This window comes from Paracoccus sp. J39 (assembly GCF_000518925.1).
Classification (GTDB): Bacteria; Pseudomonadota; Alphaproteobacteria; order Rhodobacterales; family Rhodobacteraceae; genus Paracoccus.
The window spans coordinates 187,744-204,242 of the sequence record NZ_JAEN01000001.1 but is presented as its reverse complement, the minus strand read 5'-3'; the positions used below and the strand labels follow the sequence as shown (position 1 = coordinate 204,242).

The following is a 16,499-nucleotide window of genomic DNA, read 5'->3' as shown; positions in this document are numbered from 1 at the left end:
AGACCCGCACGGGCCGGTCCTGTCTTGAAAGACCCCGGACGCGATCGACATGGCGAAACGTGACTATTACGAGGTGCTGGGCGTTGCACGGGGCGCCTCGGCCGACGAGATCAAGAAGGCCTACCGCGCCAAGGCAAAGCAGCTGCACCCCGACCGCAACAAGGATTGCAAGGTCTCGGAGGCGGCGTTCAAGGAAGTGAACGAGGCCTATGACTGCCTGAAGGACGACCAGAAGAAGGCCGCCTATGACCGCTTCGGCCATGCCGCCTTCGAGAATGGCGGCGGCGGCTTCGGGCGCGGCGGCAACGGTCATGGCGATTTCGGCTCGGCCTTCGCCGATGTGTTCGAGGACCTGTTCGGCGACATGATGGGCCGCCGGCCCGGCGCGGGCGGCCGCTCGCGCGCCAGCCGCGGCCAGGACCTGCGCTACAACCTGCGCGTCTCGCTGGAAGAGGCCTATGGCGGCGTGCAGAAGACCATCACCGTGCCCGGCTCGGTCGCCTGCGGCGCCTGCAACGGCACCGGCGCCGAAGGCGCGGTCGAGCCCGCCACCTGCCCCACCTGTTCCGGCATGGGCAAGGTCCGCGCCACCCAGGGCTTCTTCACCGTCGAGCGCACCTGCCCGACCTGCAACGGCCATGGCCAGATCGTCAAGAATCCCTGCCAGGAATGCCGTGGCGCCGGTCGCGTCCAGAAAGAACGCACCCTGTCGGTGAACATCCCCGCCGGCGTCGAGACCGGCACCCGCATCCGCCTGGCCGGCGAGGGCGAGGCCGGGATGCGCGGCGGCCCGGCGGGCGATCTCTACATCTTCATCGAGGTCAAGGAACACCCGATCTTCCTGCGCGACGGCCGGATGCTGGCCTGCCAGGTGCCGGTCAGCATGGCCACCGCCGCGCTGGGAGGCGAGATCGAGGTGCCGACCATCGACGGCGGCCGCTCGCGCGTCAAGGTTCCGCCGGGCACGCAATCCGGCAAGCAGCTGCGGCTGCGCGGCAAGGGCATGCCGCCGCTGCGCCACGGGCCGGGGATGAACGGCGAATCGGGCGACATGCTGATCGAGCTGACGGTCGAGACGCCGGTGAACCTGACCGCGCGGCAGAAAGATCTTTTGCGCGAATTCGAGGCGATCAGCGCCGACAACAACCCGCAGACCCAGGGCTTCTTTCACAAGATCAAGGGCTTCTGGGACGAGATGAAGGGCTGAACCGGCCAGGGCGGCGCCCCTGGCCACCTTGGGATCTGGGTATTTGGACAACAGAGAAGGCCGAGGAGGGCGGGGTCGCGCGCGTTAACCCGGTCTTTACCCCTGCTGTGCCAGTCTGGCGGCATGGAACCGAATCGCGCCTTTCACGAAGCACCGCTGCCGCTTTTCGCCCCCGCCCCGACCGCCGCGGGGGACGAGGCGCCGCTCGCCGGGACCGCCTGCCCGGCGCGCGGCAACCGCCTTCCCAGCTACATTGCCGATCACCGCGCCCGGCTGCGCGACCGCTTCATGCAGGGCGGCGCCGGGGCGATGCCGGATTACGAACTGCTGGAACTGGTGCTGTTCCGCGCCATTCCCCGGCAGGACGTGAAGCCGCTGGCGCGGCGGCTGCTCGACCGTTTCGGCGATTTCAATCGCGTGCTCTCGGCCCCGCCCGCCCGGCTGGCCGAGGTTCCGGGCGTCGGCCCCGCCGTGGTGCAGGAGCTGAAGATCGTCGAGGCCGCGGCGCAGCGGCTGGCGCGCTCGCGCGTCATGCACCGCCCGGTGCTGACCAGCTGGGACGCGCTGCTGGACTATTGCCACACCGCGATGGCGCATCGCGAGATCGAACAGTTCCGCGTGCTCTATCTCGACCGCAAGAACGTGCTGATCGCGGATGAGGAGCAGGCGCGCGGCACTGTCGACCACGTCCCGGTCTATCCGCGCGAGATCATGCGCCGGGCGCTGGAGCTGACGGCGAGCGCACTGATTCTGGTCCACAACCACCCGTCGGGCGACCCGACCCCCTCGCAGGCCGATATCGGCATGACCGCCCGCATCGTCGCCGCGGCCGAGGTGATGGGAATCGCGGTCCACGATCACCTGATCATCGGCCGGTCGCGCGAGCTCAGCTTTCGCAGCGAGGGGCTGCTTTAGCGCAATCACCCGAAAAGGCGCCTCTAATCGCGCAGCCAAAATCCCACACCTGCGGCGATTTGCGGCGCGCGGCCGCGCCGGGCCCGCTGGACTGACGGGGATTTGATCGCTAGAACCGCCCGGCGAGGGCTGTGCAACGACACGGCCCGTTCCGTCGTATCGCCCCGATTCCGGGGCATAAATGGAGATCAGACCCGTGTCCCACGCAGACGAACACGCAGGCGATCACGGCGCCACCCGGAGGGACTTCCTCTATTACGCGACGGCCGGAGCCGGCACCGTCGCGGCCGGGGCCGCCGCCTGGACCCTTGTCAACCAGATGAACCCCTCGGCCGACGTCCAGGCGCTCGCCTCGATCCAGGTCGATGTCAGCGGCGTCGAAACCGGCACCCAGCTGACGGTGAAATGGCTCGGCAAGCCCGTGTTCATCCGCCGCCGCACCGAGGACGAGATCGCCGCGGCGCGCGAGGTGCAGCTTGGCGAGCTCATCGACCAGAACGCCGAGAACGCCAACAAGCCGGGCGAGCCCGCCACCGACGAAAACCGCAGCCTGGACGAGGCCGGCGAATGGCTGGTGATGATCGGCGTCTGCACCCATCTGGGCTGCGTGCCGATCGGCGACGGCGCCGGCGATTTCGGCGGCTGGTTCTGCCCCTGCCACGGCTCGCATTACGACACTTCGGGCCGCATCCGCAGAGGGCCGGCGCCGCAGAACCTGCACATTCCCGTTGCCGAATTCGTCAACGAAACCACCATCAAGCTGGGCTGAGGAGGCGCACATGGCCGGTATTCCCCACGACCATTACGAGCCCAAGACGGGCTTCGAGCGCTGGCTGCATCGCCGCCTGCCCATCGTCAGCCTGCTTTACGACACCCTGATGATCCCCACCCCCAAGAACCTGAACTGGTGGTGGATCTGGGGCATCGTGCTGGCCTTCTGCCTGGTGCTGCAGATCGCGACCGGCATCGTGCTGGTCATGCATTACACGCCGCATGTCGACCTGGCCTTCGCCTCGGTCGAGCATATCATGCGCGACGTGAACGGCGGCTACATGCTGCGCTACCTGCATGCGAACGGCGCCTCGCTGTTCTTCTTCGCCGTCTATATCCACATCTTCCGCGGCCTCTATTACGGCTCCTACAAGGCCCCGCGCGAGGTGACCTGGATCGTCGGCATGCTGATCTATCTGATGATGATGGGCACCGCCTTCATGGGCTACGTGCTGCCCTGGGGCCAGATGTCCTTCTGGGGCGCCACCGTGATCACCGGCCTGTTCGGCGCCATCCCGGGGGTCGGCGAAGCGATCCAGACCTGGCTGCTGGGCGGCCCGGCCGTGGACAACGCGACGCTGAACCGCTTCTTCTCGCTGCATTACCTGCTGCCCTTCGTCATCGCCGCGCTGGTGATCGTCCATATCTGGGCCTTCCACACCACCGGCAACAACAACCCGACCGGCGTCGAGGTCCGCCGCGGCTCGAAGGAAGAGGCGCAAAGGGACACCCTGCCCTTCTGGCCCTATTTCGTGATCAAGGACCTGTTCGCGCTGGCCGTGGTGCTGGTGGTGTTCTTCGCCGTCGTCGGCTTCATGCCGAACTATCTCGGCCACCCCGACAACTATATCGAGGCGAACCCGCTGGCGACCCCGGCCCATATCGTGCCGGAATGGTATTTCCTGCCCTTCTACGCCATCCTGCGCGCCTTCACCGCCGATGTCTGGCTGGTGCAGCTGGTGAACTGGCTGTCCTTCCGCATCATCGACGCCAAGTTCTTCGGCGTGATCGCGATGTTCGGCGCCATTCTGGTCATGGCGCTGGTGCCGTGGCTGGACACCTCGCGCGTGCGGTCGGGCCAGTATCGGCCGCAGTTCAAGTGGTGGTTCTGGCTGCTGGCGGTGGACTTCGTGGTCCTGATGTGGGTGGGCGCCATGCCGGCCGAGGGGATCTATCCCTATATCGCGCTGGCCGGCTCGGCCTATTGGTTCGCCTATTTCCTCGTGATCCTGCCGCTGCTGGGCATCATCGAAAAGCCCGATCCGATGCCGCAGACCATCGAGGAAGACTTCAACGCCCATTACGGGCCCGAAACCCATCCTGCCGAGTAAGGAGAGGCAACAATGACCCTGAGAAACGCATCGCTCACGGCTGTTGCGGCCCTGACCGTTGCCCTGGCAGGCGGCGCCGTGGCGCAGGACGCAAGCACCGCGCCCGGCACCACAGCCCCTGCGGGCTCGAGCTATCAAGCGAACGACACGGCCGCCCCGGCGGCCGATGCGGCCCCGGCGGCTGAAACCGCCGCCGAACCGGCCGACGAGCCGGCCGCCACCGAGGCCGAGCCGGCCGAGGGCGAGGCCGAACCCGCGGCCGAGGCGACGGAAGAACCGGCCGCGGAGCAACCCGCGGCAGAGGAGCCGGCGGCAGAGGATCCCGCGGCCGCAGAGGAACCCGCTGCGGAAGAACCTGCTGCGGAGGAACCGGCGGAGGAGGCTGCTCCGGCCGCCGACGAGCCGGCCGCAGTCGAGCCTGCGGCGGAAGAAGCCGCCGCCCCGGCCGAGGAAGAGCCGGCCGCCGAGGAACCGGAAGCCGCCGAGGAAGAAGCCCCGGCGGAGGACGCGGCAGCCGAGGAAGCCCCGGCCGAGGAGGCGCCCGTCGAGGAGGCCGAGGCCGCCGCCGAAGAAGGCCACGGCGATGCCGCGGCCGAAGAGGCCGGCGACAGCCATGCCGCCGGGCATATCGAGGACATCTCGTTCAGCTTCGAGGGTCCCTTCGGCAAGTTCGACCAGTTCCAGCTGCAGCGCGGCTTGCAGGTTTATACCGAGGTCTGCGCCGCCTGCCACGGCCTGCGCTACGTGCCGCTGCGCACCCTGGCGGACGAGGGCGGCCCGCAGCTGCCCGAGGATCAGGTCCGCGCCTATGCCGCGAATTTCGACATCACCGATGCGGAAACCGGCGAGGATCGTCCGCGCGTTCCGACCGACCATTTCCCGACCGTCTCGGGCGAGGGCATGGGTCCGGACCTGTCGCTGATGGCCAAGGCGCGCGCCGGCTTCCACGGGCCCTATGGCACCGGCATCTCGCAGCTGTTCAACGGCATCGGCGGCCCGGAATACATCCATGCCATCCTGGCCGGCTATGACGGCGAGGAAAAGGAAGAGGCGGGCGCGGTGCTCTATCACAACACCGCCTTCCCGGGCGGCTGGATCCAGATGCCGCCGCCGCTCAGCGACGACCAGGTCACCTATGAGGACGGCACCGAGGCGACCGTCGACCAGATGGCCCGCGATGTGGCCGCCTTCCTGATGTGGACCGCCGAGCCGAAGATGATGGACCGCAAGCAGGTCGGCTTCGTCTCGGTGCTTTTCCTGATCGTGCTGACGGTGCTGCTCTACCTGACCAACAAGAAGCTGTGGTGGCCGATAAAGCATCGGCGCAAGCCGGACTGATCCGCCGGACCTGAACTTGAAGCGCGCCCCCCGGGGCGCGTTTTTCGTTCGCGGCCGCCGGTTTTGCCGCGCCCGATATGGACAAGCCGGCCGCGCCCCGCTCAGATGGGCGGAACAGGACGGGGACGGACATGACGATCTACAATCTCGGCTCGATCAACATCGACCATGTCTACCGCCTGCCGGCCCTGCCCCGCGCCGGCGAGACGCTGCACGCGCGATCCCATGCCCTGGGCCTGGGCGGCAAGGGCGCCAACCAGTCGGTCGCCGCCGCCCGCGCCGGGGCCAGCGTCGTGCATCTGGGCGCCATGGGCATGGGCGACGACTGGGTGCTGGAGCGGCTGGCCGCCGCCGGCGTGCAGACCGGCGGCATTCTTCGGCTGCCGGAGGTGGCTACCGGCCATGCCATCATCCTGGTCGATGCCGACGGCGAGAACTCGATCGTGCTGCATGGCGGCGCGAACCTGGCCCTGCCGCCCGAGCTGGCGGAGCGGGCGGATTTCCGCCCCCGCGACATCCTGCTGATGCAGAACGAAACCAGCCTGCAGGCCAAGACGGCGGCGCTGGCCCGCAAGGCCGGGGCGCGGGTGATCTATTCCGCCGCGCCCTTCAGCATCGCCGCGCTGCGCGAGGTCCTGCCGCAGGTCTCGATCCTGGCGGTGAACGCGATCGAGGCCCGCGATACCTTCGCTGCCTTGGGCGAGGACCTGCCGGTCGAGGCGCTGCTGATCACCCGCGGCGCCGATGGCGCCGAGTTCCGCGACCTGCGCGGCGGCCAGGTCTGGCGCCAGCCGGCCTTCGCGGTGCAGGCAGTGGACACGACCGGCGCCGGGGATTGCTTTGCCGGCTGGTTCGCCGCCGGGCTGGCGCGGGGCGAGGACGCGCCGACCGCGCTGCGCCACGCCGCTGCCGCCGCCGCGCTGCAGGTCACCCGCCGGGGCGCCGGCGATGCCATGCCCGACCGCGCCGAGGTGCTGGCCTTTCTGAAAGCCCGCGGCTGAGAGCTTGCCCGCAGCCCCGCATCCGCCTATCTGGAGCCCATGAGAATTCCATTCATGAACCGCCCGGCCACCGTCGCCGTCCTGCGCCTGCAAGGCGCCATCGGGGTTGCCGGCCGCGGCGGCCCCGGCCTGTCCGATGCCGCGCTGGCGCCGCTGCTGGAACGCGCCTTCAAGCGGCGCAAGCCCGCCGCCGTGGCGCTGGCGTTGAACTCGCCCGGCGGCTCGCCCGTCCAGTCCAGCCTGATCGGCGCCCGCATCCGCCGCCTCGCCGAAGAGCGCGAGATCCCGGTCCATGCCTTCGTCGAGGATGTGGCGGCCTCGGGCGGCTACTGGCTGGCGACGGCGGCGGATTACATCTGGGCCGACGACAGTTCGGTGCTGGGCTCGATCGGGGTGATTTCCTCGGGCTTCGGCTTCGTCGAGCTGATCCAGCGCCACGGCATCGAGCGCCGCGTGCATACCGCCGGCCGCTCGAAATCGATGCTGGACCCGTTCCGGCCCCAGACCCCCGAGGATATCGAGCGGCTGAACCGCTTGCTGGGCCCGATCCACGAGGCCTTCAAGGAACAGGTGCGCACCCGCCGCGGCAGCCGCCTGCCCGAGGATCGCGACCTGTTCACCGGCGAGATCTGGACCGGCCGCGAGGCGGTCGGGCTGGGGCTGGCGGACGGCATCGCCCATCTGGTGCCGAAGATGCGCGAACTTTACGGCGACAAGGTGCGCTTCCTGACCTATGGCCAGCGCGTGCCGCTGCTGCGCCGCTTCGGCCTGTCCGCCGATGATTTCATCGACGGCATCGAGGAACGCGCCGCCTTTGCGCGTTTCGGGGCGGGACGCGGATGATCAAGGTCGTCATCCTGTGCCTGCTCATCATCTGCGCGCTGGCTTTGGCCGCCGGACCCGGGGTGCGGCGGATCATCGCCAGGCTGCTGGGGATCGGGCGGAAATGACGGCGCTGGTAACCGGAGGCGCCCGCCGCCTGGGGCGGGCCATCACCCTGTATCTGGCGCGGCGCGGGCTGGATGTGGCGATCCATTACCAAAGCTCGGAGGCGGAGGCCCGGGCCACCGCGGCCGAAGCCCGCGCCCTGGGCGTCCGGGCCGAGATCTTCGGCGCCAACCTTCTGGATCTGGACCAGAGCGAGGCGCTGGTGGATCGCGCCCATGCCGCCCTGGGGCCGCTGACGCTGCTGGTGAACAACGCCTCGATCTTCGAATACGACAATATCGCCACGGCGACGCGCGACAGCTGGGACCGGCATATGGGCTCGAACCTGCGGGCGCCCTTCCTGCTGACCCAAGCCTTCGCGCGCCAGGCGCCCAAGGCGGACCGCAGCGGCGCCGAGCCGGTGGCCCGCGGCCTGATCGTCAACATGATCGACCAGCGGGTGCTGAAGCCGACGCCGGAATTCATGACCTATTCCCTGGCCAAGGCCGGGCTGTGGTGGCTGACGCGCACCTCGGCCCAAGCGCTGGCGCCGGACATCCGCGTCAACGCCATCGGCCCCGGCCCGACCATGCAGGGCATCCGCCAGTCCGACAGCCATTTCGCCAATCAGCGCGCCGCGACCATCCTGCAACGCGGCGCCGGGCCCGAGGATGTCTGCGCCGCGCTTGGCTATCTGATCGACGCGCCCTCGGTCACCGGGCAGCTGATCTGCGTGGACGGAGGCCAGCATCTGGCCTGGCGCACCCCCGACGTGCTGGGCGTCGAATAGAGCAAAAAACCGCCGGTCCCCGCCAAGTTGTCCACCTTGCGCAAGGCGTTCACGCAATCTTCACGATTCTGGCAAGAAATTCAGGGGATTGCGCAAGAGAGAAAAAATATCTCCTGCAATCAACACCTTGCAATACTGCCTAGAATTTGTGCAAAGCAATGAAACCCCAAGAAACGCTAATTGAACGCGTGATACTCCCAAGCTGATTCACAGAGTTATCCACAGATTCCGTGGACAGGATTCAGCTTGAACTTTCGCGTCCGAACTTGCAGCCGAGCCCGAGAATCATTTCGTTAGCAGCATGACCGACTCCACCCCAGAAAAGCGGCCCGCCAAGACGGGCCATGCGCTGATCCAGGACTATCTGAAGACGCTCGACGGCTCGCCGGGGGTCTATCGGATGCTGGATGCGCAAGGGGCGGTGCTTTACGTCGGCAAGGCGCGGAACCTGCGGGCGCGGGTCTCGAACTATGCGCGCGGCAGCGGGCATTCGGCGCGCATCGCGCGGATGATCCGCGAGACCTGCTCGATGATGTTCCTGACCACGCGCACCGAGACCGAGGCGCTGCTGCTGGAGCAGAACCTGATCAAGCAGCTCAAGCCGCGCTACAACGTGCTCTTGCGCGACGACAAGAGCTTTCCGAACATCCTGGTCGCCAAGTCGCATCCCTTTGCGCAGATCAAGAAGCATCGCGGCGCCAAGGCGGAAAAGGGCGATTATTACGGCCCCTTCGCCAGCGCCGGGGCGGTGAACCGGACGCTGAACCAGCTGCAGCGGGTGTTCCTGCTGCGCAGCTGCACGGACGCGACCTTCTCCAGCCGGACGCGGCCCTGCCTGCTTTACCAGATCAAGCGATGCAGCGCGCCCTGCGTCGGCCGCATCGGGCTGGAGGAATACAACAGCCTGGTCGCCGATGCCGAGCTGTTCCTGCAGGGCAAGACCACCCGTATCCAGGCCGACCTGGCGCGCGAGATGGCCGAGGCGGCCGAGGCGATGGAATACGAACGCGCCGCCGCCCTTCGCGACCGCATCAAGGCGCTGACCGCCGTGCAATCGGTGCAGGCGATCAACCCGCGCGGCGTGCCCGAGGCTGACGTGATCGCGCTGCACATGGAGGGCGGGCAGGCCTGCGTGCAGGTCTTCTTCATCCGCGGCAACCAGAGCTGGGGCAACCGCGATTTCTATCCCAAGCTCAACGGCGTTGAATCGGCCGACGAGGTGATGCAGGCCTTCCTGGCGCAGTTCTACGACGGCAAGGTGCCGCCGCGGCTGATCCTGCTGTCGCATGGCATCGAGGATCCCGACCTGATGACCGAGGCGCTGTCGGAAAAGGCCGGGCGCAAGGTCACGCTGGGCGTGCCCCGGCGCGGCGAAAAGGCCGAGCTGGTCGAAAACGCCCTGCGCAACGCCCGCGAAAGCCTGGCGCGCCGCATGTCGGAAAGCGCGGCGCAGCAGCGTCTGCTGGAGGGGCTGGCCGAGGCCCTGGACCTGCCCGCCGTGCCGCAGCGCATCGAGGTCTATGACAACAGCCATATCCAGGGCACCAATGCCGTCGGCGGCATGGTCGTGGCCGGCCCCGAGGGCTGGATCAAGAGCCAGTATCGCAAGTTCAACATCAAGGGCACCGAGATCACGCCGGGCGACGATTTCGGCATGATGAAGGAAGTGCTGACCCGCCGCTTCTCGCGCCTGCTGAAAGAGGACCCGGACCGCCAGACCGACACCTGGCCCGACCTTCTGCTGATCGACGGCGGCGCCGGGCAGGTCTCGGCCGTGCACGAGATCATGGCCGAGATGGGGGTCGAGGACATCCCCATGGTCGGCGTCGCCAAGGGCGAGGACCGCGACCACGGCAAGGAAGAGTTCCACCGCTACGGCCAGCGGCCCTTCGCCCTGCGGATGAACGACCCGGTGCTGTATTTCGTCCAGCGCCTGCGGGACGAGGCGCATCGCTGGGCCATCGGCACCCATCGCGCCAAGCGGGCCAAGGCCGTGATGGCCAATCCGCTGGACGAGATCCCCGGCATCGGCGCCGCCCGCAAGCGCGCGCTGCTGCAGCATTTCGGCAGCGCCAAGGCGGTCAGCCGCGCCGGGCTCGCCGATCTGGTCGCGGTCGAGGGCATCAGCGAATCCATGGCGCAGAAGATCGTCGACCATTTCCACAAGGGCTGACAGGAGGGAGGCATGGAGGACATCATTCGCGCATTCTTCGCCCGCTACGAGCAACTGTTCGCGCAGGCGCTGGCCGGCGAGGCGGATATGGAGGAGGTCGCCGCGCTCTACGCCCCGGAATTCATCGCCGCCTCTCCGGCCGGGGTGAATGCGGGGCGCAACGACGACGCCTTCCGGCAGGCCATGGCCCAGGGTTATGCGCATTACCGCGCCATCGGCACCAGGAACATAACGATCCGCGAGATCCGGCTGTCGCCGATGGACGCGCTGCATTGCCTTGCGCATGTCGGCTGGACCGCGACCTATGACCGGGGCGACGCGCCCGAAATCGCGATCGGGTTCGAGGTGCATTACCTCGTGCAGGTCCTCGACGGCACGCCCAGGGTCTTTGGCTGGGTGGCGGGGGACGAGCAGGCGCTGCTGAAGCAGCACGGCATCATCTGACCCGCCGCGGTCACAGGCAGGACTCGAACAGCGCGTGGGTGTTCTGGCGCGTCATCGCGACCGGGTTGCCGGCGCAGGACGGGTCCTCCAGCGCCATGGCCGTCAGCTCGTCCAGCCGGTCGCGCCCGACGCCCAAGGCGGTCAGGGTCTCGGGAATGCCCAGCAGGGCGCGCAGTTCGATCACCCGGGCGCGGAACCCGTCGAAGCCGCCCCCGATGCCAAGATAGGCGGCGGCGCGGGCCAGCCGGTCCTCGATGGCCGGTCGGTTGAAGTCCAGCACCATGGGCATGACCACGGCATTGGTGGTGCCGTGATGGGTGCCATAGACCGCACCGACCGGATGGCTGAGGCTGTGGATCGCCCCCAGCCCCTTCTGGAAGGCGACGGCACCCATGGCGGCGGCGCTCATCACCTGCGCGCGGGCGTCCAGATCGTCCGGCACGGCATAGGCGCGCGGCAGGTATTCGTTGACCAGCCGCAGCCCCTCCAGCGCGATGCCCTGGCTCATCGGATGGTAATGGGGCGAGCAGAAGGCTTCGAGGCAATGGGCAAAGGCGTCCATGCCGGTGCCGGCGGTGATGGACCTCGGCATGCCCACGGTAAGTTCGGGATCGCAGATCGTGACCGTGGGCATCAGCTTGGGATGGAAGATGATCTTCTTGCGATGGGTCCGGGCATCGGTCAGCACCCCGGCGCGCCCGACCTCGGAGCCCGTGCCGGCCGTGGTCGGCACGGCAATGATGGGCGCGATCCTGTCGGCATCCGCGCGGGTCCACGAGTCGCCGATGTCTTCCAGATCCCAAACCGATACGGTCTGGTCCGCCATCAGCGCGATCATCTTGCCCAAATCCAGCGCCGAGCCGCCGCCAAAGCCGATCACCCCGTCATGCCCGCCGGCTTTGTAGGCGGCGATGCCGGCCTCCATATTGCCTTCGTGCGGGTTCGGATCGACCTCGGAAAAGACCGCGCGGCCCAGCCCGCCGGCCTTGAGGATATCCAGGGCCCGCGCGGTGATCGGCAGGCCGGCCAGCGCCTTGTCGGTCACAAGCAGGGGACGCGCGATGCCCGCGGCCCTGCAATGCTCGGCCAGTTCGGTGACGCGGCCCGCGCCGAATTTGATGGTGGTCGGATAGGACCAGTTCCCGCGAAGCGTCATTTCTGCACCTTTCGCAGATGATAGGATTTCGGTCGGGTCACGGCCAGATAGCCCAGCCCGGACAGCGCCGCGCCGCGGCCGGTATCCTTGCAGCCGGTCCAGCACAAAGCCGGGTCCAGATAGTCGCAGCGGTTCATGAACACCGTGCCGGTTTCCAGCCGCGCGCCGATGGCCATGGCGGCATCGGCATCGGCGGTCCAGATCGAGGCGGTCAGCCCGTAGTCGCAATCGTTCATCAGCGCCACCGCCTCGTCGTCGTCGCGAACGGGCATGATGCCGACGACGGGGCCGAAGCTTTCCTCGCGCATCACCCGCATGTCATGGGTCACGCCGACCAGAAGCTGCGGCGCCAGATAGGCGCCGCCGTCGTCCTGCGGAAAGGCGGCCGGGTCGATCAGCGGCCGCGCGCCCTGCGCCACCGCCTCGGCGATCTGGCCGCGCACCGCATCGGCGAAACGGCGCTGCGCCATCGGGCCCAGCGTGGTGCCGGGCTCGTAGGGATCGCCCAGCCTTTGCCGCAGCACCCAGTCCACCGCCCGCCTGACGAAGGCGTCGAACAGCGAGGCATGGACATAGATCCGCTCGATCCCGCAGCAGCATTGCCCCGAGTTGAACATGGCGCCGTCCATCAGCCCCTCGACCGCCGCATCCAGATCGGCATCGGCGCGGACATAGCCGGGGTCCTTGCCGCCCAGCTCCAGCCCGATGGCGGTGAAGGTGCCGGCGGCGGCGCGCTCGATGGCCCGCCCGCCCCGGACGGAGCCGGTGAAGTTGACGAAGCCGAAACGGCGCTCGGCGATCAGCGCCTCGGTGGTGGGGTGGTCCAGCACCAGGTTCTGGAACACGTCGGCGGGCACGCCGCCCCACGCCATGGCCTCGGCCAGCCGCTCGCCGGCCAGCAGGGTCTGGCTGGCATGTTTCAGCACCACCGCATTGCCGGCGATCAGCGCCGGGACGATGGTGTTGATCGCGGTGAGATAGGGATAGTTCCAGGGCGCGACGACCAGCACCACGCCCAGCGGATCGCGCCGGATCTCGCGGCGGAAGCGGTCGCTGTCCTCGATCTCGGTCGGGGCCAGCGCCTCGGACGCGATCCGGGCCATGTAATCCGCGCGCTCGTTCACGCCCGACAGCTCGCCGCCATAGCGCACCGGGCGGCCGATCTGCCCGGCAAGCTCGGCCACGATCCGGTCCTGCATCGCGTTCAGCGCCTCGATCCCGGCCCGGACCCGGGCGATGCGCTCGGCCAGCGGACGGCGGGCCCATGCGGGCTGCGCGGCCCGGGCGCGGGTCACGGCGGCGCGGGCCTCTTCGCCAGAGAGCAGCGGCCTTTCGGCAAAGACCGCGCCGTCCACGGGGGAAATCAGCCGGATGGTCTGGGTCATCTGCTCCTCTCTGGGCTGTCAGGCGCGTTCGAAGCCGCGGGCGAGCTCCCAATCGGTGACGACGCGATTCTGTTCCTCAAGCTCCCACGCGGCGGCGTGCAGGTAATGCTCGATCACCGCATCGCCGAAGGCCGCGCGCAGCATGGCCGACGCGTCCAGCGCCCTTGCCGCATCGCCCAGCGTGCGGGGGACCCCGGGCAGGTCCCGCGCCGCATAGGCGTCGCCGGCAAAGGCGGGGCCCAGCTCCAGCTGGCGCTCGACCCCGTCCAGCCCGGCCGCCAGCAGCGCCGCGCAGGCCAGATAGGGGTTCAGGTCCGCCCCGCCAATGCGGCATTCGATGCGGATGGCGCCGCTGCCCGCGCCGCAGACGCGAAAACCGGCGGTGCGGTTGTCCAGCGCCCAGACTGCCCTGGTCGGAGCGAACAGCCCGGTCACGAACCGCTTGTAGCTGTTGACATAGGGCGCCAGGAAATAGGTCAGCGCCCCGGCATGGGCAAGCTGGCCGGCCAGATAGTGCCGCATCAGCGCCGACATGCCATGCTCGGCCCCCGGATCGTGGAAGGCGTTGAGCCCGTCGCGGAACAGCGACTGGTGCACATGGCTGGAGGAGCCGGCGCGGCCATGGGCGTATTTCGCCATGAAGGTCGCGGACCGCCCATGCGCCTGCGCGATTTCCTTGGTGGCGGCCTTGACCAGCACATGCATGTCGGCGGTGTCCAGCGCGTCGGAATAGCGGACATTGATCTCGTGCTGGCCCGCCTCGGCCTCGCCCTTGGAATTCTCGACCGGGATGCCGGCGCCGTGAAGCCCGTTGCGCAAGGCCCGCATCACCGGCTCGTCGGCGGCGGTGCCGGTCAGGGCATAGTCGATATTGTGCCGCGCCGTGGGCACCAGGCCGCGATAGCCGGCATCGTGCAGCTGCCGGTAATCGCCCTCGAACAGAAAGAACTCCAGCTCGGTCGCCATCATCGGCTGGAAACCCAGGGCGGCGGCGCGCGCGATCTGGCGGCGCAGGATGTTGCGCGGCGCATGCGGCACCGGCTGGTGGCCATCATGGTCGCAGGGATCGGCCATGCACAGCGCGGTTCCCGGTGCCCAGGGCAGGCGCCGCAGGGTCGAAAGGTCGGGCTTCAGGGCGTAATCGCCATAGCCCGCGGCCCAGCCCGTGGCGCGATAGCCCTGCACCGTCGCCATCTCCAGATCGGTGGCCAGCAGATAGTTGCAGCAATGCGTTTCGCCCGGATTCTCCAGAAAATGCGCGGCGTGGAAGCGCTTGCCCATCAGCCGGCCCTGCATGTCCGCCAGCGCCACGATCACAGTGTCGATCTCGCCGGACAGCACGGCGGTTTCCAGGGCCTCGAAAGTCAGGTTCGCGGGCATGGCCTACTCCGGCAGGACGGGCGGTCCCTGCGCGCCCTGTGATCACAGGCTGCGGCAAGGTGCTGGATTCTGTCAATAATATTCCGCCATGGACGCAGCCTGCCGCAATGGTTACCACTTCGCAGAAACAATGCGGGAGGGGGGACGGGCAGATGCCGCAGCAATCGGCCGCGCCAGAGATGATCGAGGACCGCCTGGCGCAGCGGTTCGAGGCCCTGACCCCTTCCGAGCGGCTGCTGGCCGGCCACCTGACCCGGCACTACCCGGTGGCGGGCCTGGGGTCGATGCCGCAACTGGCGAAAGAGGCCGGGGTCTCGACCCCCACGGTGCTGCGGCTGGTGCAGAAGCTGGGCTTTCGCGGCTATCCCGACTTCCAGACCCAGCTGCGCGCCGAGGTCGAGGCGCGGCTGGAATCGCCGCTGTCGAAACAAGCGCGCTGGACCCAGGGCGTGCCGCGGACCCATATCCTGAACCGCTTTGCCGATGCGGTGCTGACCAACCTGTCGGTGACGCTGGGGCGGATCGACCATGCCGAATTCGACGCCTGCGCCGCGCTTCTGGCCGATCCGGCGCGGCGCGTGCTGGTCATCGGCGGCCGCATCACCCATGCGCTGGCGGATTATCTGGTCACGCAGCTGGGCATCGTGCGCCCGGGCGTCACGGCGCTGCCCGTCCTCTCCAGCGCCTGGCCGCCGGCGCTGCTGGAGCTGCGGCCGGGCGACGTGCTGATCGTCTTCGACATCCGCCGCTATGAAGGCGCCATCCTGCAGCTGGCGGAACTGGCCGCCGAGCAGGGCGCCGAGATCGTGCTGATCACCGATCCCTGGGTCAGCCCGGTTTCGGCCCATGCCCGCTTCCGCTTCTCGGCGCAGGTCGAGGTGCCCTCGCCCTGGGACAGCACGTTGGCGGCCCTCTTGCTGGTCGAGACGCTGCTGGCCGCGGTTCTGGAACATACCTGGCCCGAGACCGAGCCGCGCATGAAGCGGCTGGAAGAGCTTTACGACCGCGCCAGCCTGTTCCGCCGCGGCCGTCCCTCCGAGGCGCGGCGGCCCTAGCGGCAGCGCGCCGGGTTCACGCCCACCGCGCGCAGCCCCCAATCGGTCATCTGCGCGACAAGCTGCTGGCCGGCCGCGTCGAAGGCCGGGACCAGATCCGCGGTCCGGGTGGTCGGCGCCTGGGCCGTGGCGGCGAAATGCCCGCGCGCCACCACGCGGGCGTCCATCTCGCGCACCATCTGGGCATCGACCGTCAGCTTGATGATCGCGCCCTTGCCCGCCACCTCGGCGTTGAAGTCGTTGATCTCGCTGATCAGCGCGTAATCGCCCGCCGTGCCCAGCGGCGCGCGGCCGACATGGGTGAAGGCGTCATAGACCCCGAAGCCGCGCACCAGCAGCGTCTGCAGCGTCACCGGCACCGTGTCGCCCCAGCGCGCATCGGGCAGGTATTGCGTCTGCAACTCGTTCGGCCGGATCATGATGCGGTCGGTGTCCAGCGTGCCGCGCGCCTTGGGCGGCTCGATCACCAGCTCGGCCAGCCGGCCGCGGCCGCAGCTCCGCGGCACGTCCGAGGGCGGGCGCAGCTCGAAGACGTCGCGGTCGGGCTCGCCCTCCAGCACCCGCAGCGCGGCGCAACCCGGCAGGGTCAGGGTCAGGGCAAGCAGGGCGGCGGTGATGCGCATCAT

General features: G+C 68.6%; 14 protein-coding genes and 1 pseudogene. 11 read left to right on the top strand and 4 right to left on the bottom strand.

Going from position 1 to position 16,499, the window contains the following annotated elements; translation table 11 throughout:
• The first annotated feature begins 49 nt into the window (after nucleotides 1-49).
• From dnaJ to L632_RS0100955, 10 genes and pseudogenes are all read left to right on the top strand, one after another.
• Nucleotides 50-1,207 (top strand): molecular chaperone DnaJ, encoded by a 1,158-nt coding sequence (gene dnaJ / locus L632_RS0101005; RefSeq protein ID WP_028716186.1) that lies wholly within the window; start codon nucleotides 50-52, stop codon nucleotides 1,205-1,207.
• Nucleotides 1,208-1,330: 123 nt separating this feature from the next.
• Nucleotides 1,331-2,122 carry a DNA repair protein RadC gene (gene radC / locus L632_RS0101000; RefSeq protein WP_028716185.1) on the top strand — a complete coding sequence of 264 codons (792 nt, stop codon included), beginning with the start codon at nucleotides 1,331-1,333 and terminating at the stop codon, nucleotides 2,120-2,122.
• Between the two features lie 181 nt (nucleotides 2,123-2,303).
• Nucleotides 2,304-2,891, top strand: a complete 588-nt coding sequence (gene petA, locus L632_RS0100995; RefSeq protein ID WP_036696959.1) for a ubiquinol-cytochrome c reductase iron-sulfur subunit — start codon at nucleotides 2,304-2,306, stop codon at nucleotides 2,889-2,891.
• Between the two features lie 10 nt (nucleotides 2,892-2,901).
• On the top strand, nucleotides 2,902-4,224 hold the full coding sequence (gene petB / locus L632_RS0100990; RefSeq protein ID WP_028711477.1) for a cytochrome b: 1,323 nt from the start codon (nucleotides 2,902-2,904) through the stop codon (nucleotides 4,222-4,224).
• A gap of 585 nt (nucleotides 4,225-4,809) precedes the next feature.
• A pseudogene (locus L632_RS25145) lies at nucleotides 4,810-5,562 on the top strand (cytochrome c1); the annotation flags it as partial.
• Between the two features lie 131 nt (nucleotides 5,563-5,693).
• A complete protein-coding gene (locus L632_RS0100980; RefSeq protein ID WP_028711479.1) occupies nucleotides 5,694-6,563 on the top strand; it encodes a ribokinase in 870 nt (289 codons plus the stop codon).
• Between the two features lie 39 nt (nucleotides 6,564-6,602).
• Nucleotides 6,603-7,406, top strand: coding sequence for a S49 family peptidase (locus tag L632_RS0100975; protein ID WP_028711480.1), 804 nt, complete (start codon nucleotides 6,603-6,605; stop codon nucleotides 7,404-7,406).
• Nucleotides 7,407-7,509: 103 nt separating this feature from the next.
• A complete protein-coding gene (locus tag L632_RS0100965; RefSeq protein ID WP_028711481.1) occupies nucleotides 7,510-8,280 on the top strand; it encodes an SDR family oxidoreductase in 771 nt (256 codons plus the stop codon).
• Nucleotides 8,281-8,581: 301 nt separating this feature from the next.
• A complete protein-coding gene (gene uvrC / locus L632_RS0100960; protein ID WP_028711482.1) occupies nucleotides 8,582-10,453 on the top strand; it encodes an excinuclease ABC subunit UvrC in 1,872 nt (623 codons plus the stop codon).
• 12 nt (nucleotides 10,454-10,465) lie between these two features.
• Nucleotides 10,466-10,897 (top strand): hypothetical protein, encoded by a 432-nt coding sequence (locus L632_RS0100955; RefSeq protein WP_028711483.1) that lies wholly within the window; start codon nucleotides 10,466-10,468, stop codon nucleotides 10,895-10,897.
• A gap of 10 nt (nucleotides 10,898-10,907) precedes the next feature.
• Here the strand turns inward: L632_RS0100955 and L632_RS0100950 are convergent, their stop codons facing one another.
• From L632_RS0100950 to L632_RS0100940, 3 genes are read right to left on the bottom strand one after another with little or no spacing between them, the layout of a single operon-like run.
• Nucleotides 10,908-12,053 carry an iron-containing alcohol dehydrogenase gene (locus L632_RS0100950; RefSeq protein ID WP_028716184.1) on the bottom strand — a complete coding sequence of 382 codons (1,146 nt, stop codon included), beginning with the start codon at nucleotides 12,051-12,053 and terminating at the stop codon, nucleotides 10,908-10,910.
• Nucleotides 12,050-13,438 (bottom strand): aldehyde dehydrogenase family protein, encoded by a 1,389-nt coding sequence (locus L632_RS0100945; protein ID WP_028716183.1) that lies wholly within the window; start codon nucleotides 13,436-13,438, stop codon nucleotides 12,050-12,052. Before L632_RS0100945 ends, L632_RS0100950 begins: the two co-directional genes overlap by 4 nt.
• Before the next feature lie 18 nt (nucleotides 13,439-13,456).
• Entirely contained in the window at nucleotides 13,457-14,818 is a 1,362-nt protein-coding gene (locus L632_RS0100940) for a glutamine synthetase family protein (RefSeq protein WP_028711486.1), read from the bottom strand.
• A gap of 152 nt (nucleotides 14,819-14,970) precedes the next feature.
• Here L632_RS0100940 and L632_RS0100935 point away from each other — a divergent pair, with 152 nt between their 5' ends.
• Nucleotides 14,971-15,873, top strand: a complete 903-nt coding sequence (locus L632_RS0100935) for a MurR/RpiR family transcriptional regulator (RefSeq protein ID WP_036696957.1) — start codon at nucleotides 14,971-14,973, stop codon at nucleotides 15,871-15,873.
• Here L632_RS0100935 and L632_RS0100930 read toward each other — a convergent pair.
• Nucleotides 15,870-16,499 (bottom strand): ABC-type transport auxiliary lipoprotein family protein, encoded by a 630-nt coding sequence (locus L632_RS0100930; RefSeq protein ID WP_028711488.1) that lies wholly within the window; start codon nucleotides 16,497-16,499, stop codon nucleotides 15,870-15,872. The genes L632_RS0100935 and L632_RS0100930 overlap by 4 nt on opposite strands.